This window comes from Paraburkholderia youngii (genome assembly GCF_013366925.1).
Classification (GTDB): domain Bacteria; phylum Pseudomonadota; class Gammaproteobacteria; order Burkholderiales; family Burkholderiaceae; genus Paraburkholderia; species Paraburkholderia youngii.
On sequence record NZ_JAALDK010000001.1, the window covers coordinates 3,862,990 to 3,884,242 of the forward strand.

Annotated in this window: 18 protein-coding genes; 10 read left to right on the plus strand and 8 right to left on the minus strand. The window is 66.6% G+C overall.

From position 1 onward, the window contains the following. Positions 1–61: 61 nt before the first annotated feature. Positions 62–982, minus strand: a complete 921-nt coding sequence (locus G5S42_RS17825) for a LysR family transcriptional regulator (RefSeq protein ID WP_176107979.1) — start codon at positions 980–982, stop codon at positions 62–64. 101 nt (positions 983–1,083) lie between these two features. Here G5S42_RS17825 and G5S42_RS17830 point away from each other — a divergent pair, with 101 nt between their 5' ends. From G5S42_RS17830 to G5S42_RS17870, 9 genes are all read left to right on the plus strand, one after another. Next, positions 1,084–2,385, plus strand: coding sequence for a YbfB/YjiJ family MFS transporter (locus G5S42_RS17830; RefSeq protein WP_176107981.1), 1,302 nt, complete (start codon positions 1,084–1,086; stop codon positions 2,383–2,385). A gap of 86 nt (positions 2,386–2,471) precedes the next feature. Continuing rightward, on the plus strand, positions 2,472–3,503 hold the full coding sequence (locus tag G5S42_RS17835; RefSeq protein WP_176107982.1) for a threonine aldolase family protein: 1,032 nt from the start codon (positions 2,472–2,474) through the stop codon (positions 3,501–3,503). Between the two features lie 126 nt (positions 3,504–3,629). Beyond that, positions 3,630–4,160, plus strand: a complete 531-nt coding sequence (locus G5S42_RS17840) for an NUDIX domain-containing protein (protein WP_176107984.1) — start codon at positions 3,630–3,632, stop codon at positions 4,158–4,160. Positions 4,161–4,313: 153 nt separating this feature from the next. After that, a complete protein-coding gene (gene gbd, locus G5S42_RS17845; RefSeq protein WP_176107986.1) occupies positions 4,314–5,462 on the plus strand; it encodes a 4-hydroxybutyrate dehydrogenase in 1,149 nt (382 codons plus the stop codon). A 40-nt stretch (positions 5,463–5,502) separates the two neighbouring features. Further along, the gene (locus G5S42_RS17850; RefSeq protein ID WP_176107987.1) at positions 5,503–5,952 is read left to right on the plus strand and encodes an acyl-CoA thioesterase; all 450 of its coding nucleotides are present in this window, start codon (positions 5,503–5,505) and stop codon (positions 5,950–5,952) included. Positions 5,953–5,956: 4 nt separating this feature from the next. Further along, positions 5,957–6,895, plus strand: coding sequence for a branched-chain amino acid ABC transporter permease (locus G5S42_RS17855; protein WP_176107989.1), 939 nt, complete (start codon positions 5,957–5,959; stop codon positions 6,893–6,895). Further along, positions 6,888–8,204: a branched-chain amino acid ABC transporter permease gene (locus G5S42_RS17860; protein ID WP_217709914.1), complete on the plus strand. Its 1,317-nt coding sequence runs from the start codon at positions 6,888–6,890 to the stop codon at positions 8,202–8,204. Before G5S42_RS17855 ends, G5S42_RS17860 begins: the two co-directional genes overlap by 8 nt. Then, positions 8,201–9,001, plus strand: a complete 801-nt coding sequence (locus G5S42_RS17865) for an ABC transporter ATP-binding protein (RefSeq protein ID WP_176107990.1) — start codon at positions 8,201–8,203, stop codon at positions 8,999–9,001. Before G5S42_RS17860 ends, G5S42_RS17865 begins: the two co-directional genes overlap by 4 nt. Next, on the plus strand, positions 8,998–9,723 hold the full coding sequence (locus G5S42_RS17870) for an ABC transporter ATP-binding protein (protein ID WP_176107992.1): 726 nt from the start codon (positions 8,998–9,000) through the stop codon (positions 9,721–9,723). The genes G5S42_RS17865 and G5S42_RS17870 overlap by 4 nt, the downstream gene beginning before the upstream one ends. Positions 9,724–9,900: 177 nt before the next feature. Here G5S42_RS17870 and G5S42_RS17875 read toward each other — a convergent pair whose 3' ends face one another. Continuing rightward, complete coding sequence (locus tag G5S42_RS17875) at positions 9,901–12,423, minus strand: YadA-like family protein (RefSeq protein WP_176107994.1); 2,523 nt, start codon at positions 12,421–12,423, stop codon at positions 9,901–9,903. Positions 12,424–12,992: 569 nt separating this feature from the next. Between G5S42_RS17875 and G5S42_RS17880 the strand changes: the two genes are divergently transcribed. After that, positions 12,993–13,298 carry an NAD(P)-dependent oxidoreductase gene (locus G5S42_RS17880; protein ID WP_376776882.1) on the plus strand — a complete coding sequence of 102 codons (306 nt, stop codon included), beginning with the start codon at positions 12,993–12,995 and terminating at the stop codon, positions 13,296–13,298. 58 nt (positions 13,299–13,356) lie between these two features. Here G5S42_RS17880 and iolB read toward each other — a convergent pair whose 3' ends face one another. From iolB to G5S42_RS17910, 6 genes are all read right to left on the minus strand, one after another. Beyond that, a complete protein-coding gene (gene iolB / locus G5S42_RS17885) occupies positions 13,357–14,157 on the minus strand; it encodes a 5-deoxy-glucuronate isomerase (RefSeq protein WP_176107996.1) in 801 nt (266 codons plus the stop codon). Next, positions 14,154–15,062, minus strand: coding sequence for a myo-inosose-2 dehydratase (gene iolE / locus G5S42_RS17890; protein WP_176107998.1), 909 nt, complete (start codon positions 15,060–15,062; stop codon positions 14,154–14,156). Before iolE ends, iolB begins: the two co-directional genes overlap by 4 nt. A 19-nt stretch (positions 15,063–15,081) precedes the next feature. Then, the gene (iolD, locus tag G5S42_RS17895) at positions 15,082–17,055 is read right to left on the minus strand and encodes a 3D-(3,5/4)-trihydroxycyclohexane-1,2-dione acylhydrolase (decyclizing) (protein ID WP_176107999.1); all 1,974 of its coding nucleotides are present in this window, start codon (positions 17,053–17,055) and stop codon (positions 15,082–15,084) included. Beyond that, positions 17,052–19,076, minus strand: coding sequence for a bifunctional 5-dehydro-2-deoxygluconokinase/5-dehydro-2-deoxyphosphogluconate aldolase (locus G5S42_RS17900; protein WP_176108001.1), 2,025 nt, complete (start codon positions 19,074–19,076; stop codon positions 17,052–17,054). The genes iolD and G5S42_RS17900 overlap by 4 nt, the downstream gene beginning before the upstream one ends. 86 nt (positions 19,077–19,162) lie before the next feature. Next, positions 19,163–19,969: an ATP-binding cassette domain-containing protein gene (locus G5S42_RS17905; RefSeq protein WP_176108003.1), complete on the minus strand. Its 807-nt coding sequence runs from the start codon at positions 19,967–19,969 to the stop codon at positions 19,163–19,165. 13 nt (positions 19,970–19,982) lie between these two features. Then, the gene (locus tag G5S42_RS17910; protein ID WP_176108005.1) at positions 19,983–21,173 is read right to left on the minus strand and encodes an ABC transporter permease; all 1,191 of its coding nucleotides are present in this window, start codon (positions 21,171–21,173) and stop codon (positions 19,983–19,985) included. Between the last annotated feature and the right edge of the window lie 80 nt (positions 21,174–21,253).

Genomic DNA, 21,253 nt, shown 5'->3' on the forward strand with positions numbered 1-21,253 from the left:
GTTTTTGCCGAAGCCGTTCGGCTTGCGTCGAACCGGCTCGCCGGCGCGGCGGATTCAACGATCAGACCGCATTCGTATCCACGGGCGCCGTCGCATCCCCGTCGGCCGTCCCTTCCTGCGACGCGACCAGCGCGCGCCGCAACGCATTGAGCGCCGACGAAAAATGCCCGCGTCGCCACACCAGCAGCGTGTCAATGATGCCGATATCGGGCAACTCGTGCACCGCGATATTGCTCGTGTCGGGCTGCAGATCGAGCACCGAGCGCGGTGCGACCGCGACGCCCGCGCCGGCCGCCACGCACGCGACGATCGCGTGATACGAGCCGAGCTCCAGCACGCGCTCCGGCCGCACCCCGTGCTCCAGATACCACTTCTCGATATACGCGCGATAAGCGCAGCCGCGCTCGAACGCGATCAGCGTCGATAGCGCGATGTCGCGCACTTCGCGGATCGGCCGATGGCCGCGCGGCGTCAGCATCACGAGTTCCTCGCGGAAGATCGGCACGGTCTCGAACACATCGCCGAGCGTCGCGGGGTCGAGCGGCGTCGCGACCAGCGCCGCATCGACCTCGAATTCGCGCACGCGCTCGATCAGCCTGCCGGTCGTGCCGGTCTCCAGCTCCAGTTCGACGGCCGGCCATTGCTGGTGATATTGCGCGAGCAGGGCCGGCAGACGCGTCGCCGCAACGCTTTCCATCGTGCCGAGGCGCAGACGCCCGCTCGGGCGATCCTCGCGCACCGCGTGACGCGCCTCGTCGGCGAGCGCGAGCAGCCGTTCGGCGTAGGGCAGCAGGGTCTCGCCGGCCGGCGTCAGCACGAGCCGGCGGCCGTCGCGGATGAACAGCTCGGTGCCGAGCTGCTCCTCGAGTTGCTTGATGCGCGTGGTCACGTTCGATTGCACGCGATTGAGCTTTGCCGCGGCGCGCGTCACGCCGTTTTCGCGTACGACCGCGCGAAAAATGGTCAGAGCGGCCAGATCCATGATTCTCTCCCGGCGATGAATGACATCCTAATTATTCATTTTTGGTGATTGAAAGGTCAAGCTAATATGGATTCACTCCATCGCTGCTCGACCGTCCGATCATGAACGACCTTGTTTCCCACGCGTACTCGCGCTTCAACGAACCGCACGCGGGCCGGCGCGCGGCGCTCGCCTGCATGGCCGCGCTGGCCGTCGCGCTCGGGATCGGGCGCTTTGCTTTTACGCCGCTGTTGCCGCTGATGCTGCACGGCGCCGCGCTCGGCCAGCCGCACCTCGATATCCAGCATGGCGGCTGGCTCGCGTCGTTCAATTACGCCGGCTATTTCGTCGGCGCAATGACGTGCGCGGCGCTGCGGGCCGAGCCCGCGCGCATGGTACGCGTCGGACTCGCCGCGACCGTGCTGCTGACGCTCGCGATGGGCGTCACGGGCCAGTTCTGGGCTTGGGCGCTGGTGCGCTTCGTCGCCGGCGCGGTCAGCGCGTGGACCTTCGTGTTCGCGTCGCAGTGGGGCTTGCGGCGGCTCGCCGAACTCGGCGCAAATGAGTGGAGCGGGGTCATCTACACCGGGCCGGGCGTGGGCATCGTCGGGACCGGCCTGCTGGTCAGCGTCGCGGGCGGCTATGGCGCGGTGGTCGGATGGATCGGCTTTGCGTTGATCGGCGCGGTGCTGACCGTGCTGGTGTGGCCGGTGTTCGGGGAGACGCGGCGCGTGGGGGCGGCGAAGCCTGCCGTTGCGAGCTCCTCGACCGCAAAATCCGCCACCGGATCACGCGCTGCCGCAAACCAGCCGCCCCGTACGGCCGGCGTTCAGACGAGCCGTGCCGACGCATTCTGGCTGGTGCTGCTCTACGGCATCCCGGGCTTCGGCTACATCATCACCGCGACCTTTCTGCCGGTCATCGCGCGCCACGCGTTGCCGGGCTCGGCATGGCCGGACCTGTTCTGGCCGATGTGCGGTGCCGCGCTGATCGTCGGCGCGTTGCTCGCCGCGCGTTTGCCCTTGCATTGGGACAACCGCACGCTGCTCGCGGGATCGTATGTGCTGCAGGCAATCGGCATCGCGTTGGGCATCGTGTGGCCGACGGCGGGCGGTTTTTCGCTCGGCAGCATCCTGATCGGCCTGCCGTTTACCGCGATCACGCTATTCGCGATGCGCGAGGCGCGGCGGCTGCGCGGCGACGACGCGGCCGGGCTGATGGGTTATGCGACGGCGGCCTACGGCATCGGACAGATCGCGGGTCCGTTGGTGGCCGCGCCGATTGCCGCCCACACCGGATCGTTTTCGCTGGCGCTGTGGCTCGCCGCGGGCGCGTTGCTGGCGGGGGCGGCAGGGCTGATCGCGGTGATGCGCGTGCCGCGCGGACCGCGCCGGGGTCGCATGCCGGATTGCGGTTGCAACTAGCACCGAAAACAAATCTCGCACGAGCGCACTAAAATGACCGCTTTCCGTCATTCCCTCGCGCCTGTCGCCGGGCGCGTCGCTCGACCATGCAACATTTCGCGTCCGACAACTATGCCGGCATCTGTCCCGAAGCGCTCGACGCGCTGATCGCCGCCAACAACAGCGGGCACGAACCGGCCTACGGCGACGACTCCTGGACCAACCAGGTCTGCGACCGTCTGCGCGACCTGTTTCAGACCGATTGCGAAGTCTTCTTCGTGTTCAACGGCACGGCGGCCAATTCGCTCGCGCTCGCGTCGTTGTGCCAGTCGTATCACTCGGTGATCTGCCACGACCTGGCACACATCGAGACCGACGAATGCGGCGGTCCTGAGTTCTTTTCAGGTGGCTCGAAACTGCTGACGGCGCCGGGCATCGGCGGCAAGCTCACGCCCGATGCGATCGAGTCCATCGTCACGCGGCGCGCCGATATTCACTATCCGAAGCCGAAGGTCGTCACGCTGACGCAGTCGACCGAGGTCGGCACCGTCTACACCGTCGAGGAAGTGCGCGCGATCGCGGCGATCGCGAAGCGCCGTCATCTGAAGGTGCACATGGACGGCGCGCGTTTCGCGAATGCGGTCGCCGCGCTCGACGTGCATCCGTCGGAAATCACGTGGCGCGCGGGCGTCGACGTGCTGTGCTTCGGTGGCACCAAGAACGGTCTTCCAGTTGGCGAGGCGGTGGTGTTCTTCGACCGCGCGCTCGCCGACGATTTCGCTTATCGCCTGAAGCAGGCGGGGCAGCTCGCATCGAAGATGCGCTTCATCTCCGCGCCGTGGCTCGGCCTGCTCGACAACGACGTGTGGTTGCGCAATGCGCGTCACGCGAACGCGATGGCGCGTTTGCTGGAGACGCGGTTGCAGGAAATCCCGGGCGTGAGCATCATGTTTCCGAGTGAATCGAACGCGGTGTTCGCGCAGTTGCCGCCGCATGCCGCGAAGACGATGCGCGCGCGTGGCTGGAAGTTCTACGAGTTCATCGGCGCGGGGGGGTGCCGGCTGATGTGCGCGTGGGACACGCAGCCCGAAACGGTCGAGCGTTTCGCCGCCGACGTGCGCGACTTGTGCGTCGCGTGATCGAGGACGCGTGATGATGCCGGAACCTGAGCGAGCACCGGCGCCTCGACGCACCAGTCGGCACACACGCAAAGCCACTCCACTACGACCCGCCAAAAAACACGAAACAACGAGACGTCCCCCGCCATGACCGAGTACCGATTCTGTCCCCGCTGCGCGAAGCCTCTGACCGAACGCACCGACCCCGAGCACGACGGTGGCCGCGTCCGTCAGATCTGTCCCGACACCGAGTGCGGCTACGTTCATTGGAATAATCCGCTGCCGGTCGTCGCCGCGATCGTCGAGTACGAGGGCAAGATTCTGCTTGCGCGCAATGCCGCATGGCCCGAGGGGAGGTTCGCGCTCATCACCGGCTTCCTTGAAAACGGCGAGACACCGGAGCAGGGCATCGCGCGCGAAGTGATGGAGGAGACCTCGCTGCATACGGAGTCGGTCGAGCTGATCGGCGTGTACGAATTCATCCGCAAGAACGAGCTGATCATCGCGTATCACGTGAAGGCGCATGGGACGATCGCGCTGTCGCCCGAACTGCTCGAATACCGGCTCGTGGAGCCCGCGAAGCTGCGACCCTGGCGCGCGGGCACGGGGCAAGCGCTCGGCGAATGGATGCGGCGCCGCAATTTGCCGTTCGAATTCGTCGAGCGTCCGGGGCTGTGAAGCGCTGCGCCCACGGAGCCGCAACATTGGCCAGCACGCAGACAACGCAGAGAACATAGAAACAGCCCACAGCACAGCCATCGACGCATCACCGAATCGTTCATCCACGTCAATCAGCGGTCAATGAGCGCACGCTCAGGGAGAAGCAACGGCATGGCCTACATCTACTACCTGACCCATATTCATCTGGGCTACGACGCACTGTCGCAACTGTCGTCCGAGTGCGCGCGCATCGGCATCGAGCGGCCTCTGGTGATCAGCGACAAGGGCGTCGTCGCGGCCGGCATCGCGCGGCAGGCACTCGATGCGCTGAAGCTCGGCGACGTGCCGCTGTTCGACGACACGCCGTCGAATCCGACCGAGGAAAAGGTGCTCGCGGCGGCCCAGGTGTATCGCGACGAGCGCTGCGACGGGCTGATCGCGGTGGGTGGCGGTTCGTCGATCGATCTCGCGAAGGGCGTCGCGATCGCGGCCACGCATCCGGGACCCCTCACGCAATACGCGACGATCGAAGGCGGCAGCGCGAAGATCACCGACGCCGTCGCGCCGTTGATCGCGATTCCGACCACGGCCGGCACCGGCAGCGAAGTCGCGCGCGGCGCGATCGTGATCCTGAACGACGGCCGCAAGCTCGGGTTTCATTCGTGGAGTCTGCTGCCGAAATCGGCGCTGTGCGATCCGGGTCTCACGCTCGGCCTGCCGCCGGGGCTCACCGCGGCGACCGGCATGGACGCGATCGCGCATTGCATCGAGACTTTCCTCGCGCCGGCCTTCAATCCGCCCGCCGACGGCATCGCGCTCGACGGTCTCGAACGCGCGTGGCACAGCATCGAGCGCGCGTGCGCGGACGGCAGCGATCGCGAAGCGCGCCTGAACATGATGAGCGCGTCGATGCAGGGCGCGATGGCGTTCCAGAAGGGCCTCGGCTGTGTGCATTCGCTGTCGCATCCGCTGGGCGGTTTAAAGGTGAACGGCCGCACGTCGCTGCATCACGGCACGCTGAACGCGGTCGTACTGCCCGCGGTGCTGCGCTTCAACGAGCGCGCGCCGAGCGTGGTGGCCGAGCGTCGCTATGCGCGCATGCGTCGCGTGATGGGGGTGCCCGAGCATGCGGATCTCGCGCAGGCGCTGTTCGACATGACCGCGCGACTCGGCCTGCCGACCGGCCTCAGGCAGATGGGCGTCGACGAAAGCATGTTCGACAAGGTCGTGCAGGGCGCGCTGCTCGATCATTGCCATCGCACGAATCCGCGCGAGGCGAGTGCCGACGACTATCGCCGCATGCTGACCGAGTCTTTGTGACCGAGCCCTGCCTCCTCGCATCCACCAACCGCCACGTCCGATGAACAAACCCGCCCCCGCCGGCCGCGCCGCGTATCCGCACTTCCTGCCGATCACCACGCGCTGGATGGACAACGACGTCTACGGCCACGTGAACAACGTCATCTACTACAGCTATTTCGACACCGTCGTGAACGAGTATCTGATCCGCGCGGGCGTGCTCGATTTCGAGCACGGCGCGACGATCGGGCTCGTCGTCGAGACGCAGTGCAACTACTTCGCGCCGCTCGTGTTTCCCGATCGCGTCGACGCGGGCTTGCGCGTCGCGCGGCTCGGCACGTCGAGCGTGCGCTACGAGGTGGGACTGTTCCGCGACGGCGACGCCGCGCCCGCCGCGCAGGGGCATTTCGTGCACGTCTACGTGGATCGCGCGACGCGCCGGCCGGTGAACCTGCCCGCAGAACTGCGCGCGGCGCTCGAACCTTTGTGCGTCGCTGGGCCGGCGGACTAGACGCGTGCAGTCGTTCATCATCACTCTGCTCAACGGCCTGAGCTACGGGCTGTTGCTGTTCATGCTGTCGGCCGGGCTCACGCTGATCTTCAGCATGCTCGGCGTGCTCAACTTCGCGCATGCGAGCTTCTACATGCTCGGCGCGTACGTCGGCTTTTCGGTGGCGGCGCGCGCCGGTTTCTGGAGCGCGCTGGTAGTCGCGCCGCTCGTCGTCGGTCTGCTCGGCGCGGCGCTCGAGCGCTGGCTGCTGCGGCGAGTACGCGGGCACGGTCACCTGCCCGAACTGCTGCTGACGTTCGGCGCCGCGTATCTGCTCGGCGAACTCGTCAAGCTCGGCTGGGGACTCGGTCCGTTGTCGGCGAGGATTCCGGCCGTGCTCGACGGTCCGCTGTTCTCGCTGTACGGCGCGATTTTCACGCGCTATCGCGCGTTCATGATGGCGGTGTCGCTCGCGATGCTCGCCGCGCTCGTCGCCATGCTGCGCGTGTCGAAGACGGGCTTGATCGTGCGCGCCGCGCTCACGCATGCGCAGGCCGTCGAAGCGCTCGGCCACAACGTGCCGCGCGTGTTCACCGGCGTGTTCGCCGCCGGCACCGCGCTCGCCGCGCTGGCTGGCGTGATCGGCGCGCCGCTGTTCGTGATCGAGCCGGCGATGGCGGAGTCGCTCGGCTCGATCGTGTTCGTCGTGGTCGTGATCGGCGGGCTCGGGTCGCTGAGCGGGGCGCTGGTCGCGTCGCTGCTGGTGGGGTGCTTGCAGACGCTGGCGGTCGCGAGCGATCTGTCGTTGGGCGACGCGGTGTCGCTCGTCGGCGCGGTGCTGCCGCCCGCGTGGGACGCGCTGACGCTCGCGCAAGTCGCGCCGCTGCTGCCGTACCTGCTGCTCGTCGCGGTACTGGCGACGAGGCCGCGCGGGCTGTTCGGACGGCGTGACGATCATGCTTAAGCGGAGTGGGTCGTCAGATGCGGTGGAAGGCGGGGTGCCGCCTCGCAGGCCCGGCCGCGCGCTCGCGCCTTGGCTCGGGCTCGTCGCCTTTCTGGCCGTGCCACCTTTCATCTGGCCGCACAGCTGGCTGCTCGCCTACCTTGCGCAAAGCGCGACGATGATCGTGTTCGCGCTGTCGTACAACCTGCTGCTCGGCGAGACCGGGCTGCTGTCGTTCGGACATGCCGCCTATGCGGGGCTCGGCGCGCTGGTCGCCGCGCGCGTGTTCAACGCGACCGGCGTGCCGCTCGTGCTGCTGCCGTTGGTCGGCGGCATCGGCGGCGCGCTGTGCGGTGTGCTGTTCGGCTTAGTCGCGACGCGCCGTGCCGGCACTGCGTTCGCGATGATCACGCTCGGTCTCGGCGAGCTCGTCGTCGCGGCCGCATGGACGCTGCCGGGCTGGTTCGGCGGCGAGGCGGGCGTCGCGATCGATCGCGCGAGCGGGCCGCTCCTCGGCGGCTGGAGCTTCGGTCCGGCGCGCGAGGCCTATGCGCTGATCGCGCTGTGGTGCGTCGTCGCGAGTGTCGCGATGTTTGGGCTCTCGCGCACGCCGTTCATGCGGCTCGCGAACGCGGTGCGCGACAACCCGGCGCGCGCGGCGGCGATCGGCTGCTATCCGCGCCGGGTTCGCTATCGCGTGGTCGTGCTGTCGGCGTTTTTCGCGGGCATCGCGGGGACGCTCGGGCTGATCAATATCGAACTCGTGTCGACCGAGAGCGTCGGCATGGTGCGCTCGGGCACGGTGCTGATCGCGACTGTGATCGGCGGCACGGCGGTGTTCTTCGGGCCGGTCGCGGGAGCGATCGTGCTGACGTTTTTCAGCGTGGTGGTCGCGAGTGTCACGCGGGCGTGGTTGTTCTATCTCGGGCTGTTCTTTGTCGTCGTCGTGATGGCCGCGCCGGACGGGCTTGCTGGCTTTGCGTCGCGGCAGGTGGCGCGGATTGCGGCCTATGGCTGGCGAGGTTGCCGGGCCGCCTATCTGTGGAGTGCGGCGGCGGGGCTGCTGTGGCTCGCGGCCATCGTGATCGCGGTGCAGTGGGCCTATGCGGCGCAGTTCGGGGCGGACGAAGGCGCGGCGTTTAGCGCATTGTTCGGCGCCGGTGCGGGTACCGATGTCACCGTCGCACCTACGCTGTCGCCGCTTCCTCTGGCGCTGACACTCGTTGCGCTCGCTGCCCTGGCTACGTTGTCCACACGCCATGCGCTGCGCGCGCATGCACGCGTCACCGCGCACGCACGCGCGGCACGATCCTCCGGAGCGGCACGATGATCCCCGCACTCGCGCTCTACGGCATCGAAAAGCGCTTCGGCGCGACGCCGGTCCTGCGCGGCGTCGATCTCGCCATCGAACCCGGCGAGCGGCACGCGCTGATCGGCCCGAACGGCGCGGGCAAATCGACGCTGTTCAACCTGATCGGCGGCGGCGCGCGGCCGAGCGCGGGGCGTATCCATCTGTTCGGCGCGGACATCACGCGGCTCGCGCCGGCCGCGATCGCGCGCCGCGGCCTCGCGCGCAGCTTCCAGAGCACCAGCGTGTTCGCGCGGCTGTCCGTGTTCGACAACCTGCGTTGCGCGGCGCAGCTTGCCGAGCGCGATCGTACGCGCTGGTGGCAGCGTCTGAGCGGCGCCGCCGCGATCGATGCGCGCGCTGCCGCGGTGCTCGACGCGGTCGGCCTCGGCCCGCGCCGCGACGTCGCGGCCGGCACGCTCAGCTACGCGGAGCAGCGCGCGCTCGACCTCGGCATCGCGCTCGCGGGCGGCGCGCACACGCTGCTGCTCGACGAACCGACGGCGGGCATGAACCGCGCCGAGGCGGCCCGTGCGATCGAGCTGATCCGCGACACCACCGCGGGCCGCACGCTGCTGATGGTCGAGCACGACATGGACGCGGTGTTCGCGATCGCCGATCGGATTTCGGTGCTGGTGCAGGGGCGCATCATCGCGAGCGGGTCGCCGGCCGCGATTCGCGCGGACGCGGCGGTGCGGGCCGCGTATCTGGGTGAGCGCTTCCATCCGGGCTCAGGCGCTCGGGCCGGTGATGAACCGGACATCGGGGCAGGCCGGTGAGCGCGCTGCTCGACATTCGCGACCTGAACGCGTGGTACGGCGCGAGCCAGGCGCTGCACGGCGCCACGCTGAGCATCGAGCCCGGCGAAGTGGTCGCACTGGTCGGCCGCAATGGCTCAGGCCGCTCGACGCTCGCACGCGCGATCATGGGCCTCGTGCGCTGCGAGGGCGAACTGCGCTTCGCGGGGCGCTCGCTCGCGGGTCTGCGCACGTTCGAGATTGCGCGGCTCGGGCTCGGCTACGTGGCCGAGCATCGCGATGTGTTCGCCGCGTTGAGTGTCCATGAAAACCTGCTGCTCGGCATTGCGCCAGTTGCAGCATCGCGTGCGCGCGGGCGCGCGCCGCGCTTCACGCTCGACGACGCGTATGCGCTGTTCCCGGTGCTCGCCGAGCGCAAGCGCACGCGTGCCGGCGCGCTGTCGGGCGGCGAGCAACAGATGCTGGCGCTCGCGCGAGCTCTGCTCGGAGACCCCGATCTTCTGCTGATCGACGAGCCCGGCGAAGGGCTTGCGAGTCTCGTGATGCGGCAGGTCGCGGATTGTCTGCACGCATTGCGCGAACGGCGTGTCGCGATCCTGTTGATCGAGCAGCGGCTCGTGATCGCGCAGGACCTCGCGAGCCGAGTCGCGGTGATGGGGCATGGCGAGATCGTGTTCGACGGCTCGCTTGCGTCGTTTTTATCGCGTGACGATGTGATGCGGGAGTGGCTCGGAGTGGGCTGATGCGGGACTTTTCGAGCGCAGACTAGCTGATGCCGGAACTTGCACCCGCAGGAATGCGCCCATGTTGGGCGCACCAAATAAAAAAGGAGTCTTGCCAGGAACGGCAAGACTCCTTCCACACACTCGCTCAACAACTATTCGACTGACCGGTCTCCTGCTTTTTGCGTTACATGGCTATCAGAACTCGTAGCCAACCTGCGCCCGTACACCTGCATCGCCAGTTGAAGTGACCGACATCGCAGCGTTGACGAGCCACTTGTTATTTCTCGAGCGATACGTGGCGCCTACTGCTGCTGCGCTACCACCCTTATAAGTCGCGCCTCCCGCCGCGACGATCGTTTTGCCCGGACCCGACGGCGTCATGTTCGGCATTGCCATTGCCGCTGCGATGCCTGCATAAGCGTTCTTCGCGACGTCGTTGATTGCCTGGTTGGTGGCGTTGATACGCTGATCTGTGTAGTTGTTGGCCTGCTGCACGCCTTGGGCAACCGAGCTGTTCATCTGGCCGACATTGACCGCATCCGTGTCCGCCGTACCCGCTGCAACGTTGGTGATCTGACGCTGCTGCGTGGCCGAACCCACCGACACCGAGTTGTCGCGGTCCGTCGACGAACCCTGACCCAACGCCACCGAGTTCGCATTGGCAGCCTGCGAGTCCGTGCCGATCGCCGTCGAGTTGACGCCGCTTGCCGCTGCGTTGGCGCCGACTGCCGTCGCGTTGTCGCCCGAGGCTGCCGCGCCCGCTCCAGCCACCGTGCTGGCCGCACCGATACCCGGCGCTGCTGCGTTGACCACCGCGTCGTTGCCGCCGCCCGAAGACGAACCATTCGAGGCATCAGAATTCGAGCTGCCCGGCTGGACGTTGGACAGCTGGCTGCCCAGATTCCACACCTGCCCGTTAAGATCCGTCACCTGATCCTGCAACGCCGACAACTGGCCGAAGTTCACCGCGTCGTACTGGCTCGTGCCGTTGGCCACGTTGGTCAGGATCACCGGACCCGTGCTCTGGCCTCCACCCAGCGTCACGGCACCGAGGTTCACCGAGCCGTCAGCGCGACGGTCGTACTGCACCGCGGCCGACAACTGGGTGCCGACATCGCCCACCTGGGTCTGCAGCTTCGTGATGTCCTCCGTGTTCTGCGTCGTGCGACCGTCGAGGTTCGTGACGGCATCGCCTACGCTGTGCACCGTCGCGCCGCCTACGCTGTAGCTCGGTGCGCTGAGCGTACCGTCTGCGTTCACGGTCGAACCGCCGCCCAGTGCCTCGGCCGTGCTCGATGCCGCGCCGTACAGCTGGCTGCCGTTGATCGCGTCAACGCTCGATGCGTTCACTGCGCCATTCGCCACGCCCGTTACCGTGCGGTTACCCGCCGCGCCCGCCACGTTCACCACCGTGCCGTCCATGTCCTTCGCCACCGTGATGTCGCGCGTGTTCGCGTCCTGCTGCACCAGACCCACCGTGCCGTCAGCAAGCTGGTTCTGCACGTTCGTGATGCTGGTCGTGTTCTGTGCGATGTCCTCCGTGTTCTGCGTCGTGCGAACGTCGAGGTTGGTGACGGCTTCGCCCACGCTATACACCGTCGAGCCACCCACGCTGAACTTCGGCGCGCTGATCGAGCCATCCGCAAGCACGATCGAACCACCACCCAGTGCTTTGGCCGTGCTCCACGCCGTGCCGTACAGCTGGCCACCGTTCACCGCGTCCGCGCTCGCCGCTCTCACCGCGCCGGCGGCCACGCCCGTCACCGTACGAGTGCCCGCGGTGCCCGCCACGTTGATCACCGTGCCGTCCATGTCCTTCGCCACCGTGATGGCACGGGTGCTCGCATCCTGCTGCATCAGACCGGCCGAGCCATTCAACAGGCTCGTGATCTGCGACGTGTTCTGCGTGGTGCGGCCATCGAGGTTGATGATCGCATCGCCGACGTTGTCGACCGCCGTACCACCCACGTTGTAGGCAGGCGCCGCGATGGAACCATCTGCATTGACCGCTGCACCGCCACCGAGCGCCGTGCTCACGTTCCTGAGCTGCGACACGACGACCGCGTCCGAGTCTTGTGTGCCGGCCGCCACATTCGTGATCTGCCGCATGGCCCCTGCGTTGCCAACCGACACCACATCCGCGCGATCGGCGACCGAGTACGCGCCCAACGCCACGGAATTATCCGCATTCGCGGCCGCCAACGTGCCGATGGCTGTGGACATGTAATTCGTCGCGTCCGCTTCGTAACCAAGCGCCATGCTCCAGTCGCCAGCGGCGTTCGCGTATTGGCCGATTGCATTGCTGCCACTTCCGGAAGCCATCGAGTGCCAGCCAATAGCATTCGAAGCCTCCCCGGACGCGGTCGCCTGAATGCCAATCGCAGTTGCATTCAGCGCGTCCGCAAGGCTAGCCCCGCCGACCGCTGTTGTCCCCTGCGCCGATGCAGTCGCCCCGGCACCCACCGCGACGGAGTCCGGGGCTGTGGCAGACGCGGAATCCGTGTCCGTTCCGGTGTAGGTCCCGTTGGTCGCCTCAACCGGTGTGCCGATCACGGCTGATGCGGCGGTACCCGACACTCCTGCAAGCACAACCGCAGTGGCGATCGCTCCGGCCACAGTCCGTGACTTGCTTCGCTTACCGCGCGCCGACATATTCTCGGAAGCTGCCACCCACGATCCGAGCGCTTCATTCCAGATGCTGATGTAGGACTTGTTCATGATGTGATTCCTATCGGAGTTCGACATAACGGTAGGTCTGCGAAGTAATCGAAGATTGTCGTCGCCCTTATCTGGCCTTCTAATATCAGCTATGGAAACAGGGGCAATAACGTGCTAGCAGGCTTGAGGCAACAGAAACAACCTGCAATGCCCAGATCAACCTGAAGCGTCTTCCGCGTCTTCTGCTAAATCTCTGAAACTGAGTTCAGTTTAGATTTTTGAGATAGAAACAAAATAAGCCGAGTCTGAGATGAGGGGTTGGTATGTCGACAGAACTGCTTGTTAATGCGGGGAAGCGCGCGACGTCGGATATTCCGTCGGCACGACGGCCAAAAGGGGCATTGCGTTTGATTGAGCAAAGAATCCCGGCAGACGCTTCAGCCCGCCCGAAGCCCCCCGAATAGCCACTCCTGAAAGCTTTACAGCTTGGGGCAGATCCGCGCGCGATCTGAGCAGGGTTCAGCGTTTAGCCGTTTACCTTCAACCCATCGAGTCCCAACGGTGCGACGAGTGTCCCGGTTTACAGATCGCGTTGAGCGAGCAGCAGGCTCTCAAGACAGAGGCAGCGGGTGGCCGAGATCGCGAAAGCGTTCGGCATGCGGCCGCTGTTCGCCGGCCACAAGGACCGCGACGGACTCGGGCCGCTCGTGCGCGCGCTCGATGATGCGCTGATCAGCGGGATACGCTTCGACGTGCTGTCAGGCGAGCCGCCCGCGGCCGACAATCCATTGATGCGGATCGCCGGGCGGCCGAATGTGATCGTGACGCCGCATGTGGCCTGGGCTTCGGATGAGGCGCAGCGAAGCCTGGCGGATCAGCTGATGGGCAATATCGAACGCTTCGTGCGCGGTGAACCCGCCAACCTGGCGGTGTGACGGGCAGGGCCCTGACGGGCCCGCCGCGTCGAGGCCGACCGCGTCGAGTCACGAATGGTCAAGCATCCTTATTGATGATCCACTCGTGTGCCGGATCATTATGGAAATGCCAGACCCGCTGGCTGCCCGCCATCACATTCAGATAATACGAGTCGTAGCCATACGGCACGATGACCGGGTGATAGCCGCGCGGCACCATCACGACGTCGTGATCCTCGACGGCCATCGATTCGTCGATATCGCGCGAGTCGGTGTACACGCGCTGAAATGCGAAGCCTTGCGGCGGATCGAGCCGGTGGTAATAGGTTTCTTCGAGCGAGCTTTCGTGCGGAATGTTGTCGGTGTCGTGCTTGTGCGGCGGATAGCTCGACGCGTGACCGCCCGGCGTTCTCACTTCGACCACCAGCAACGACTCGGCCGGTTCCGTCTGCGGAAGAATGTCGCACACGTAGCGCGTATTCAGCGACTTGCCGCGCGTCGAGCGCTTCATCGACGCCGGCTCGATCAGCCGCGCCGGATACTCGCCCTTGGCCGGCGCGCTAGCGACACCAATTTCCGCGTCGCGGTTCGCGCGCACCGTCGCGCGCACGTTCGGCGGCAGATACACCGCGTACGGCGCCGCGTCTTCGAACACGCTGTCGCGCGAACCGAGCGAACTCCACGTCGTATCCGGCGTTTCGATATCGACCGCGCCGCTCAGCACGACGATGCACGTTTCGCGCGCCGGCTCGAACACGTACACGAGTTCTTTCGCGCCGACCCGGTACGCGGCGAATCCTACATAGCGCCAGCAGGCCGACTGCGGCGTGACGCGCGCGATCGTCTGGCCTTCGCGCTCTGCCTTTACCAATAAGCTCATGCTGCCTCCTTGCCGAGCGGCGCATCGACGAGCGCCCGCAAAGTTCCGTACCCCTTCTGCGCATAATCGAACGACGGCGCGACCACTGGGTCCTGCTCCGCCTCGACGACGAGCCACCCGCAATAACCATGCCGCTTCAGCCGGTCGATCAGCGCCGGAAAATTGACCGCGCCGTCGCCGGGCACCGTGAACGCGCCGGCGATCACCGCATCGAGAAAACTCCAGTTGCGATTGCGCGCGAGCTTCATCACGGCGGGGCGCACGTCCTTGCAGTGCACGTGACAAACGCGCGCGATGTGCTTGTCGAGCACGGCCACCGGATCGCCGCCCGCGAACGTGATGTGCCCGGCGTCGAACAGCAGGCCGACCGCGTCGCTGGTGCGCGCCATCAACTGATCGACGTCGGCTGGCGTTTCTACATACGCGCCCATGTGATGATGATAGGCGAGCCGAACGCCACGGCTCAGCGTATAGCGTGCGAATTCATCGACGCGTGCCGCGTAATCGGCCCATTGCGCGTCGCTGAAAAAGCGCGGCCGTTGATACAGCGGGCGCGGCGCGCCCTGGATCGAATCGGCGACTTCGCCATACACCATCACGGTCGCGCCGTTTTGCGCGAGCAATTCCAGATGCGGGCCGACCGCGTCGATTTCTTCCGCGACGCCGCGTTTGGCCAATTGTCCCGAGTACCAGCCGGACACGAGCGCGAGGTCGTATTGCGCGAGCAGCGTTTTCAGCGCTTGCGGCTCGCGGGGAAACTTGTTGCCGAGCTCGAAGCCCTGATAGCCGATCTGGCGACCCTCGGTCAGCGCGACTTCGAGCGGCGTCTCGCCGCCGAGCGACGGCAGGTCGTCGTTCATCCACGATAGCGGATTGATGCCGATGCGTACGTCGAAAGCAGTCATGCCGAAGTCCCCATGGTTCTCAGTCTTGATCGGCGCCCTGTGGCGGCGAAGGCGGTGCGGATGGCGCCGCGCGCGCCGCGAGTTGCGCGTCGTACTTCGCGCGGGCGTCGCGCACTTCGGTGCGCGTCGATACTTCGGGCACCGCGACTTCCCACCACCAGCCGCCGTCTTCGGTGGTGCGAGCCGGGTCGGTGTCGATGCTGATCACGTACGTGCCCTTGGCCGCCCGTGCGCGTTGCAGCGCCGCTTCGAGTTCGGCGAGATTGCGCGCATGTTCGGCTTGCGCGCCGAGCGCGCGCGCATGCGCAGCGAAGTCGACGCGCGGCACGCCTTCCGGGCCGTGCGCGCAATCGTCGAGCAGATTGTTGAACGGTGCGCCGCCGCAAGCCTGTTGCAGCCGGTTGATGCAGCCGAAGCCGCGATTGTCGAGCACGACGACGATTAGCTTCTTGCCGAGCATCACCGAGCTCGCGATCTCGCTGTTCATCATCAGATAGCTGCCGTCGCCGAGAATCACGATCACCTCGCGCTCGGGCCGCGCCAGCTTCACCCCGAGGCCGCCCGCGATCTCATAGCCCATGCACGAGTAGCCATATTCGACGTGATACGCGCCGGGCCGGCCCGCGCGCCACAGTTTGTGCAGCTCGGCGGGCAGCGTGCCGGCCGCGCAGACGACGATGTCGTCCGCCGGCGAGCGCGCGCTCGAACGCTGCACCGCGCCGATCACGTCGCCCTCGTAGGGCAGCACCGCGTCGCGTTGCGGTGCATGCGTGAGCGTTTGCACGGTGTCGCGCCAACTGGCCGCGAGCTTGTGCGCGCGCGCGGTCCACGCGCGCTCGGCGTGCCAGCCTTGCAGCGGCCCGGCGAGCGCATCGAGCGCGAGCTTCACATCGGCTTCGACGACGAAGCCGCGATGCTTGAGCGCGTCGAAGCCATTCGCGTTGATCGCGATCACGTCGGCTTGCGTGAACAGCGTATTCGAGCCGGTCGTGAAGTCCTGCAGCCGCGTGCCGAGCGCGAGCACGCAGTCGGCGTCATGCGCGAGCGCATTGGCGGCGGGCGACCCGGTCACGCCGAGCGCGCCCGCATTCAGCGGATCGTTCCACGCGAGCGAGCTTTTGCCGGCCTGCGATTCCGCGACGGGCGCGCCATGCGCGCTCGCGAAGCGGTGCAGCGTATCGGCCGCACGGCTGTACAGCACGCCGCCGCCCGCGACGATCAGTGGCCGCTTTGCGTGCCGCAAGCGCGCGCACGCGGCGTCGAGATCGTCGCTACGCGGCGCGGGTGCATGAATACGCACGACGCGCGGCGTGAAAAAGTCCTCCGGAAAGTCCCATGCCTGCGCCTGCACGTCCTGCGGCAACGCGAGCGTGACGGCGCCGCATAACGCGGCATCGGTCAGCACGCGGATCGCGCGCGGCAGCGCGCTCAGCAATTGCGCGGGCTGCACGATGCGATCGAAGTAGCGCGATAGCGGCTTGAACGCGTCGTTCGCGGATACGCCGCCGTCGTTGAAATCCTCGAGTTGCTGCAGTACCGGATCGGGCGCACGCGACACGAAGATATCGCCGGGCAGCAGCAGCACCGGCAGACGGTTCACGTGCGCGAGCGCGGCCGCGGTCAGCAGATTGGTCGCACCGGGGCCGATCGATGTCGTCACGGCCATCATGCGGCGGCGAAAGTGCGCCTTCGCATAAGCGATCGCACTGTGCGCCATCGCCTGCTCGTTGTGCGCCCGGAACGTGGGCAGCGCGTCGCGATGCTGATACAGCGCCTCGCCGATGCCCGCGACGTTGCCGTGGCCGAAGATCGCGAACACGCCGCCGAACAGCGGTTCGACGCTGGTGCCGTCTTCGCTGGCGACGCGTTGCGCGGCCAGATAGCGCACCAGCGCCTGTGCCATCGTCAGGCGAATCGTGCCGCCGGTGCGGACGGGCGCTTGCGGCGCGCCGCTGGTGGATGGAGTGTCGTCATGCATGATGCCCTCGTTCATGCGGCCTGCTCCTGATGAGCGTGATGAGGTGTGCCATGCGCCGTCGGTTCGCCGCGCGCACTGCGCCACGCGGCGATCAGCGTTTCGAACGTGTGGCGCACGCGCGCGATCAGTTCGTCATCGCCGATTTCGCCGGCGAGCCACGCATGGCTCGGTTCGTGAAAGATCGTGCGGCCGACCGTGAAGCCGCGGCACGTCGCCGCTTGTGCGGCCGCACGAAAGCCCTTGCTCAACTGCTCGACCGCCGCCGACAAACCGAGCAGCACGACGCCGCGGCAATACGGATCGCGCTCGGCGATCAGCGCGTCGATGGCCTGCCATTGCGCGGCGTCCATCGGTTCGAGCTTCCACCACTCCGGGTAGATGCCGAGGTTGTACAGGCGCTTCAACGCGCGATACACGATGTCCGGCCCCTGCGGCAGCGACGCATGCTTCGGCGGAATCACTTCGAGCAGCAGTTCGTGGCCGCTGGCCTGGGTCGCGTCATACAGCGCGCGCAGTTGCGCCTCCTGTTCGAGCCGCTGCTCGATCGGCTCATCGGGATGAAACTGCACGAGGCATTTGACGACGTGCTCCTGCGGCCACGCGATCAGCGTGGTGCCGATCGAGCGGCCATGATCGAACACGAGCGGCACGGAGCCGGGCAACTCGACCGGACGGCCGATCCACCAGCCGCGGCCGGTCGCGGCATTCAGCGCGTCCTGACCATAGCGGTCGTCGATCAATACGCCGATGCGTCCCTGCAGGTTCAATGCGCGCTCGGTCTGCGCGACCGCTTCGACGAACAAGCCCTTCAACGAGGCAATGCGCGCTTCGTCGGCGCCGGTCTGCTGCGCGAGTTCGAAGAACGGGTTGCGATGATCGAAGGCGAAACCGAGCACTTCGCGCCATGCTTTACGCGCCGGCGAAACGCGATGCAGTCTGGCGAGCTTCGCATCGCGGTCGGGCCGGCGCATGCGCTGCGGATCGGCCTTCGCTTCGCGCAGGAAGTAGTCGAGCTCGGCCGGGGTCGGCATCGCGGGGGCGCAGCCGTGGCGCGATACGACCAGCGCGCCGCTCGCATTCGCGGCGCGCGCGCAGGCCTCGAGCGGCTGATCGCGCAGCCAGCCTGAGAGGAAGCCGGAAGCGAATGCGTCGCCTGCGCCGAGCACGTTCAGCACTTCGACTTCGACGCCGCCATGAATCGGCGCAGCGTCGAGCGATGCAGGCACCTCGCCGTCGATGATCTGACAGCCGAGCGGCCCGCGCTTCAGCACCAGCGTGGCCGGCGTCACGGCGCGCACGATCGCGAGCGCATCGCGCAGGTCGGTCTTGCCGCCGGCGATGCGAAACTCTTCCTCGGTGCCGATCACCAGATCGAACAGCGGCAGAATCCGCTGCAAATGCGCGCTGACGCCTTCGCTCGCGACGAAACGCGTCTCGCCGTCGGCCTTGCCCGTGAGCCCCCACAGCACCGGGCGGTAGTCGATGTCGAGCACGGTGCGCACGTCGTTGCGGCGCGCGTATTCGAGCGCGCGGCGGCTCGTGCGATCGACCTGTGCGGTGGAAAAGTGCGTGCCGGTGATCAGCAGCGCTTTCGACGACGCAATGAACGCCTCGTCGAAATCGGCCTCGTCGACCGCCATGTCCGCGCAGTTCTCGCGGTAGAAGATCAGCGGGAACGTGTCGCGGTCCTTCAGGCCGAGCAGCACGAGCGCGGTCAGCCGTTCGTGATCGATGCGCACGTGGCTCACGTCGCAGCCTTCCTTCGCGAGCGTTTCGGTCAGGAAGCGTCCCATGTGATCGTTGCCGACGCGCGCCAGCATGGCTGCGTCAAGCCCGAGCCGCGCGCAGCCGAACGCGATGTTCGCCGACGAGCCGCCGAGATACTTCGCGAAGCTCGACACGTCTTCGAGCCGCGCGCCGACCTGCTGCGCGTACAGATCGACGGCCAGCCGGCCGAGGCACACGATGTCGCGGGCGCGCCCCGGCGCGAACCGGCTGCCCGCTGCGTTAGCGCTGGAGGTGCTGGAGTGAGCCATGAATAGTCCTGAGTAACAGTGCGCGGTGAGTGCGCGGCAGCCGGCCTGGCGAAACCCGTCGAGGCCGGTCGCACCGCGCGAATCGGTCAGATCGTCGCGCCTTCGAGTTCGCCGATCATCTTCTGCATCTCGGCGCCGCCGGCCATCATGTCGAGCACTTCGTCCTTACTGATCGTCTGTTTGGTGAACGTGCCGAGCGAGCGGCCGCGATTGAGCAGCGTGAACGAATCGCCGATCGGATACGCGTGATGCACGTTGTGGGTGATGAAGATCACCGAGATGCCTTTGGCGCGCGCCTTATGGATCAGCTTCAGCACGTTGAAGCTCTGCTTGACGCCGAGCGCGGCCGTCGGTTCGTCGAGAATCAGCACGCGCGCGCCGAAGTGAATCGCACGCGCGATGGCCAGGCATTGACGCTCGCCGCCCGACATCGTGCCGATCGGCTGATGTGGGTCGCGCACGTTGATGCCCATTTCGGCGAGCTTGTCGCGCGCGGTGGTGGCGCAGGTTTCGAGGTCCATCACGTTCAGAAAGCCGAACAGCTTTTTCTGCGGTTCGCGGCCCATGAAGAAATTGCGCGCGACCGACAGCAGCGGCACCAGCGCGAGATCCTGATAGACGGTTGCGATGCCGAGATCGAGCGCGTCTTTCGGCGACGTGAAATGCACCGGTTTGCCGTCCACCCGGTAGGTGCCTTTGCTCGGCTGATACACGCCCGCGAGCGTCTTGATCAGCGTCGATTTGCCGGCGCCGTTGTCGCCGAGCAGGCAATGCACTTCACCGCGTTTGAGCCGCAGCGTGATGTCGTTCAGCGCGATGATGTTGCCGAAATAACGGCTGACGTTTTCGAGCGACAGGATGATGTCGTCCGGGTTCTGTTCGGGGGTGCTCATCGTGAACCTCCGTCTAGCGCGATGCCGCGACGCGGCCGCGCACGTAGTGGTTGAACAGCACGGCGAACAGCAGCATCACGCCGAGGAACACGCGGAACCAGTCGGAATCGACGTTGGTATAGGTGATGCCGATCTGCACGACGCCGAAGATCAGCGCGCCGAAGCAGGCGCCGACCACCGAGCCGTAGCCGCCCGTCAGCAGCGTGCCGCCGATCACCGCGGCGATGATCGCCTCGAACTCCGCCTGCAAACCACGGTCCGCCGCGGCCGAACCGATATCGCACACCTGCAGCACCGCATACAGGGCCGAGCAGAACGCGGTCAGTACGAACAGCGAGATCTTCACGCGACGCACCGGCACGCCGACGTTCTTGGCCGCGTTGGCATCGCCGCCGACCGCGAAAATCCAGTTGCCGAAGCGCGTTTTAGCGAGCGTGAACGCGCAGACCACGGCAAGCACGAACCACCACAGCAGCACCTTGGGAATGCCCGGCACGAGCGGCGCGCCGTTGTCGAGCATCTTCACGAGACCGAGGTGGCCAAGCCATACGAACAGACCTCGGAACGCGACGCCCTGAAAGAACGTGTGCGCGAACCAGTCCTGACGCGCGACGTCGCCGACACCGGAGATGATCGTGCGATCGGCGAACATCACCGACAGCGCGAGCGTCAGACCGCGCAGAATGAACAGGAACGCGAGCGTGACGATGAACGACGGCAGGCGCGTACGCATCACCAGATAGCCGTTGAGCGCGCCGAGCAACATCGAGCCGACGAACGCGAACACGATCGCGAGCCAGATCGGCCAGTGGAAGTACATGGTCGGCAACGCGACCATCATGCCGGCAAAACCGATCATCGAGCCGATCGACAGATCGAACTCGCCGGCGATCATCAGCAGGCATGCGCCGACCGAGATCAGACCGAGATAGGCGGCGACCTGCGACCAGTTCATCACTCCGTCGAGGTTGAACATCCCCGAGTTGCCGGCGGCCAGGCCGAACACGATGAACACCATCACGGTGCCGGCGAGCGCCGCGAATTCCGGTCGGCCGAGCAGATGGCGGAACCAGGATTCCTCGCGCACGCGTTCGTCGACGGCAGCGGCTTGCGAGGCGGTCGTCGCGCCAGACTGTGGCGGGTCCTGCGGATCGGACGGCGGTTGCTTGCGGTGATGGGGATGAAACAGGTCGGCGACACCCATTGAAGCTCTCCTTGATACGCCCGCGACCGGCGAGTCGGCGCAATGCCGTGGGCGTTTGCGAATCCGCCGGGCGGCGTAAC

What these genes read in the sequence shown, in the direction of transcription:
- G5S42_RS17860 (WP_217709914.1), top strand. Translation starts at nt 6,888, where the DNA reads ATGCTTAAGCGGAGTGGGTCGTCAGATGCGGTGGAAGGCGGGGTGCCG.
- gbd (WP_176107986.1), top strand. Translation starts at nt 4,314, where the DNA reads ATGGCCTACATCTACTACCTGACCCATATTCATCTGGGCTACGACGCA.
- G5S42_RS17825 (WP_176107979.1), bottom strand. Translation starts at nt 982, where the DNA reads ATGGATCTGGCCGCTCTGACCATTTTTCGCGCGGTCGTACGCGAAAAC.
- G5S42_RS17875 (WP_176107994.1), bottom strand. Translation starts at nt 12,423, where the DNA reads ATGAACAAGTCCTACATCAGCATCTGGAATGAAGCGCTCGGATCGTGG.
- iolB (WP_176107996.1), bottom strand. Translation starts at nt 14,157, where the DNA reads ATGAGCTTATTGGTAAAGGCAGAGCGCGAAGGCCAGACGATCGCGCGC.
- G5S42_RS17905 (WP_176108003.1), bottom strand. Translation starts at nt 19,969, where the DNA reads ATGAGCACCCCCGAACAGAACCCGGACGACATCATCCTGTCGCTCGAA.
- G5S42_RS17910 (WP_176108005.1), bottom strand. Translation starts at nt 21,173, where the DNA reads ATGGGTGTCGCCGACCTGTTTCATCCCCATCACCGCAAGCAACCGCCG.
- G5S42_RS17865 (WP_176107990.1), top strand. Translation starts at nt 8,201, where the DNA reads ATGATCCCCGCACTCGCGCTCTACGGCATCGAAAAGCGCTTCGGCGCG.
- G5S42_RS17830 (WP_176107981.1), top strand. Translation starts at nt 1,084, where the DNA reads ATGAACGACCTTGTTTCCCACGCGTACTCGCGCTTCAACGAACCGCAC.
- G5S42_RS17835 (WP_176107982.1), top strand. Translation starts at nt 2,472, where the DNA reads ATGCAACATTTCGCGTCCGACAACTATGCCGGCATCTGTCCCGAAGCG.
- G5S42_RS17850 (WP_176107987.1), top strand. Translation starts at nt 5,503, where the DNA reads ATGAACAAACCCGCCCCCGCCGGCCGCGCCGCGTATCCGCACTTCCTG.
- iolD (WP_176107999.1), bottom strand. Translation starts at nt 17,055, where the DNA reads ATGAACGAGGGCATCATGCATGACGACACTCCATCCACCAGCGGCGCG.
- iolE (WP_176107998.1), bottom strand. Translation starts at nt 15,062, where the DNA reads ATGACTGCTTTCGACGTACGCATCGGCATCAATCCGCTATCGTGGATG.
- G5S42_RS17900 (WP_176108001.1), bottom strand. Translation starts at nt 19,076, where the DNA reads ATGGCTCACTCCAGCACCTCCAGCGCTAACGCAGCGGGCAGCCGGTTC.
- G5S42_RS17840 (WP_176107984.1), top strand. Translation starts at nt 3,630, where the DNA reads ATGACCGAGTACCGATTCTGTCCCCGCTGCGCGAAGCCTCTGACCGAA.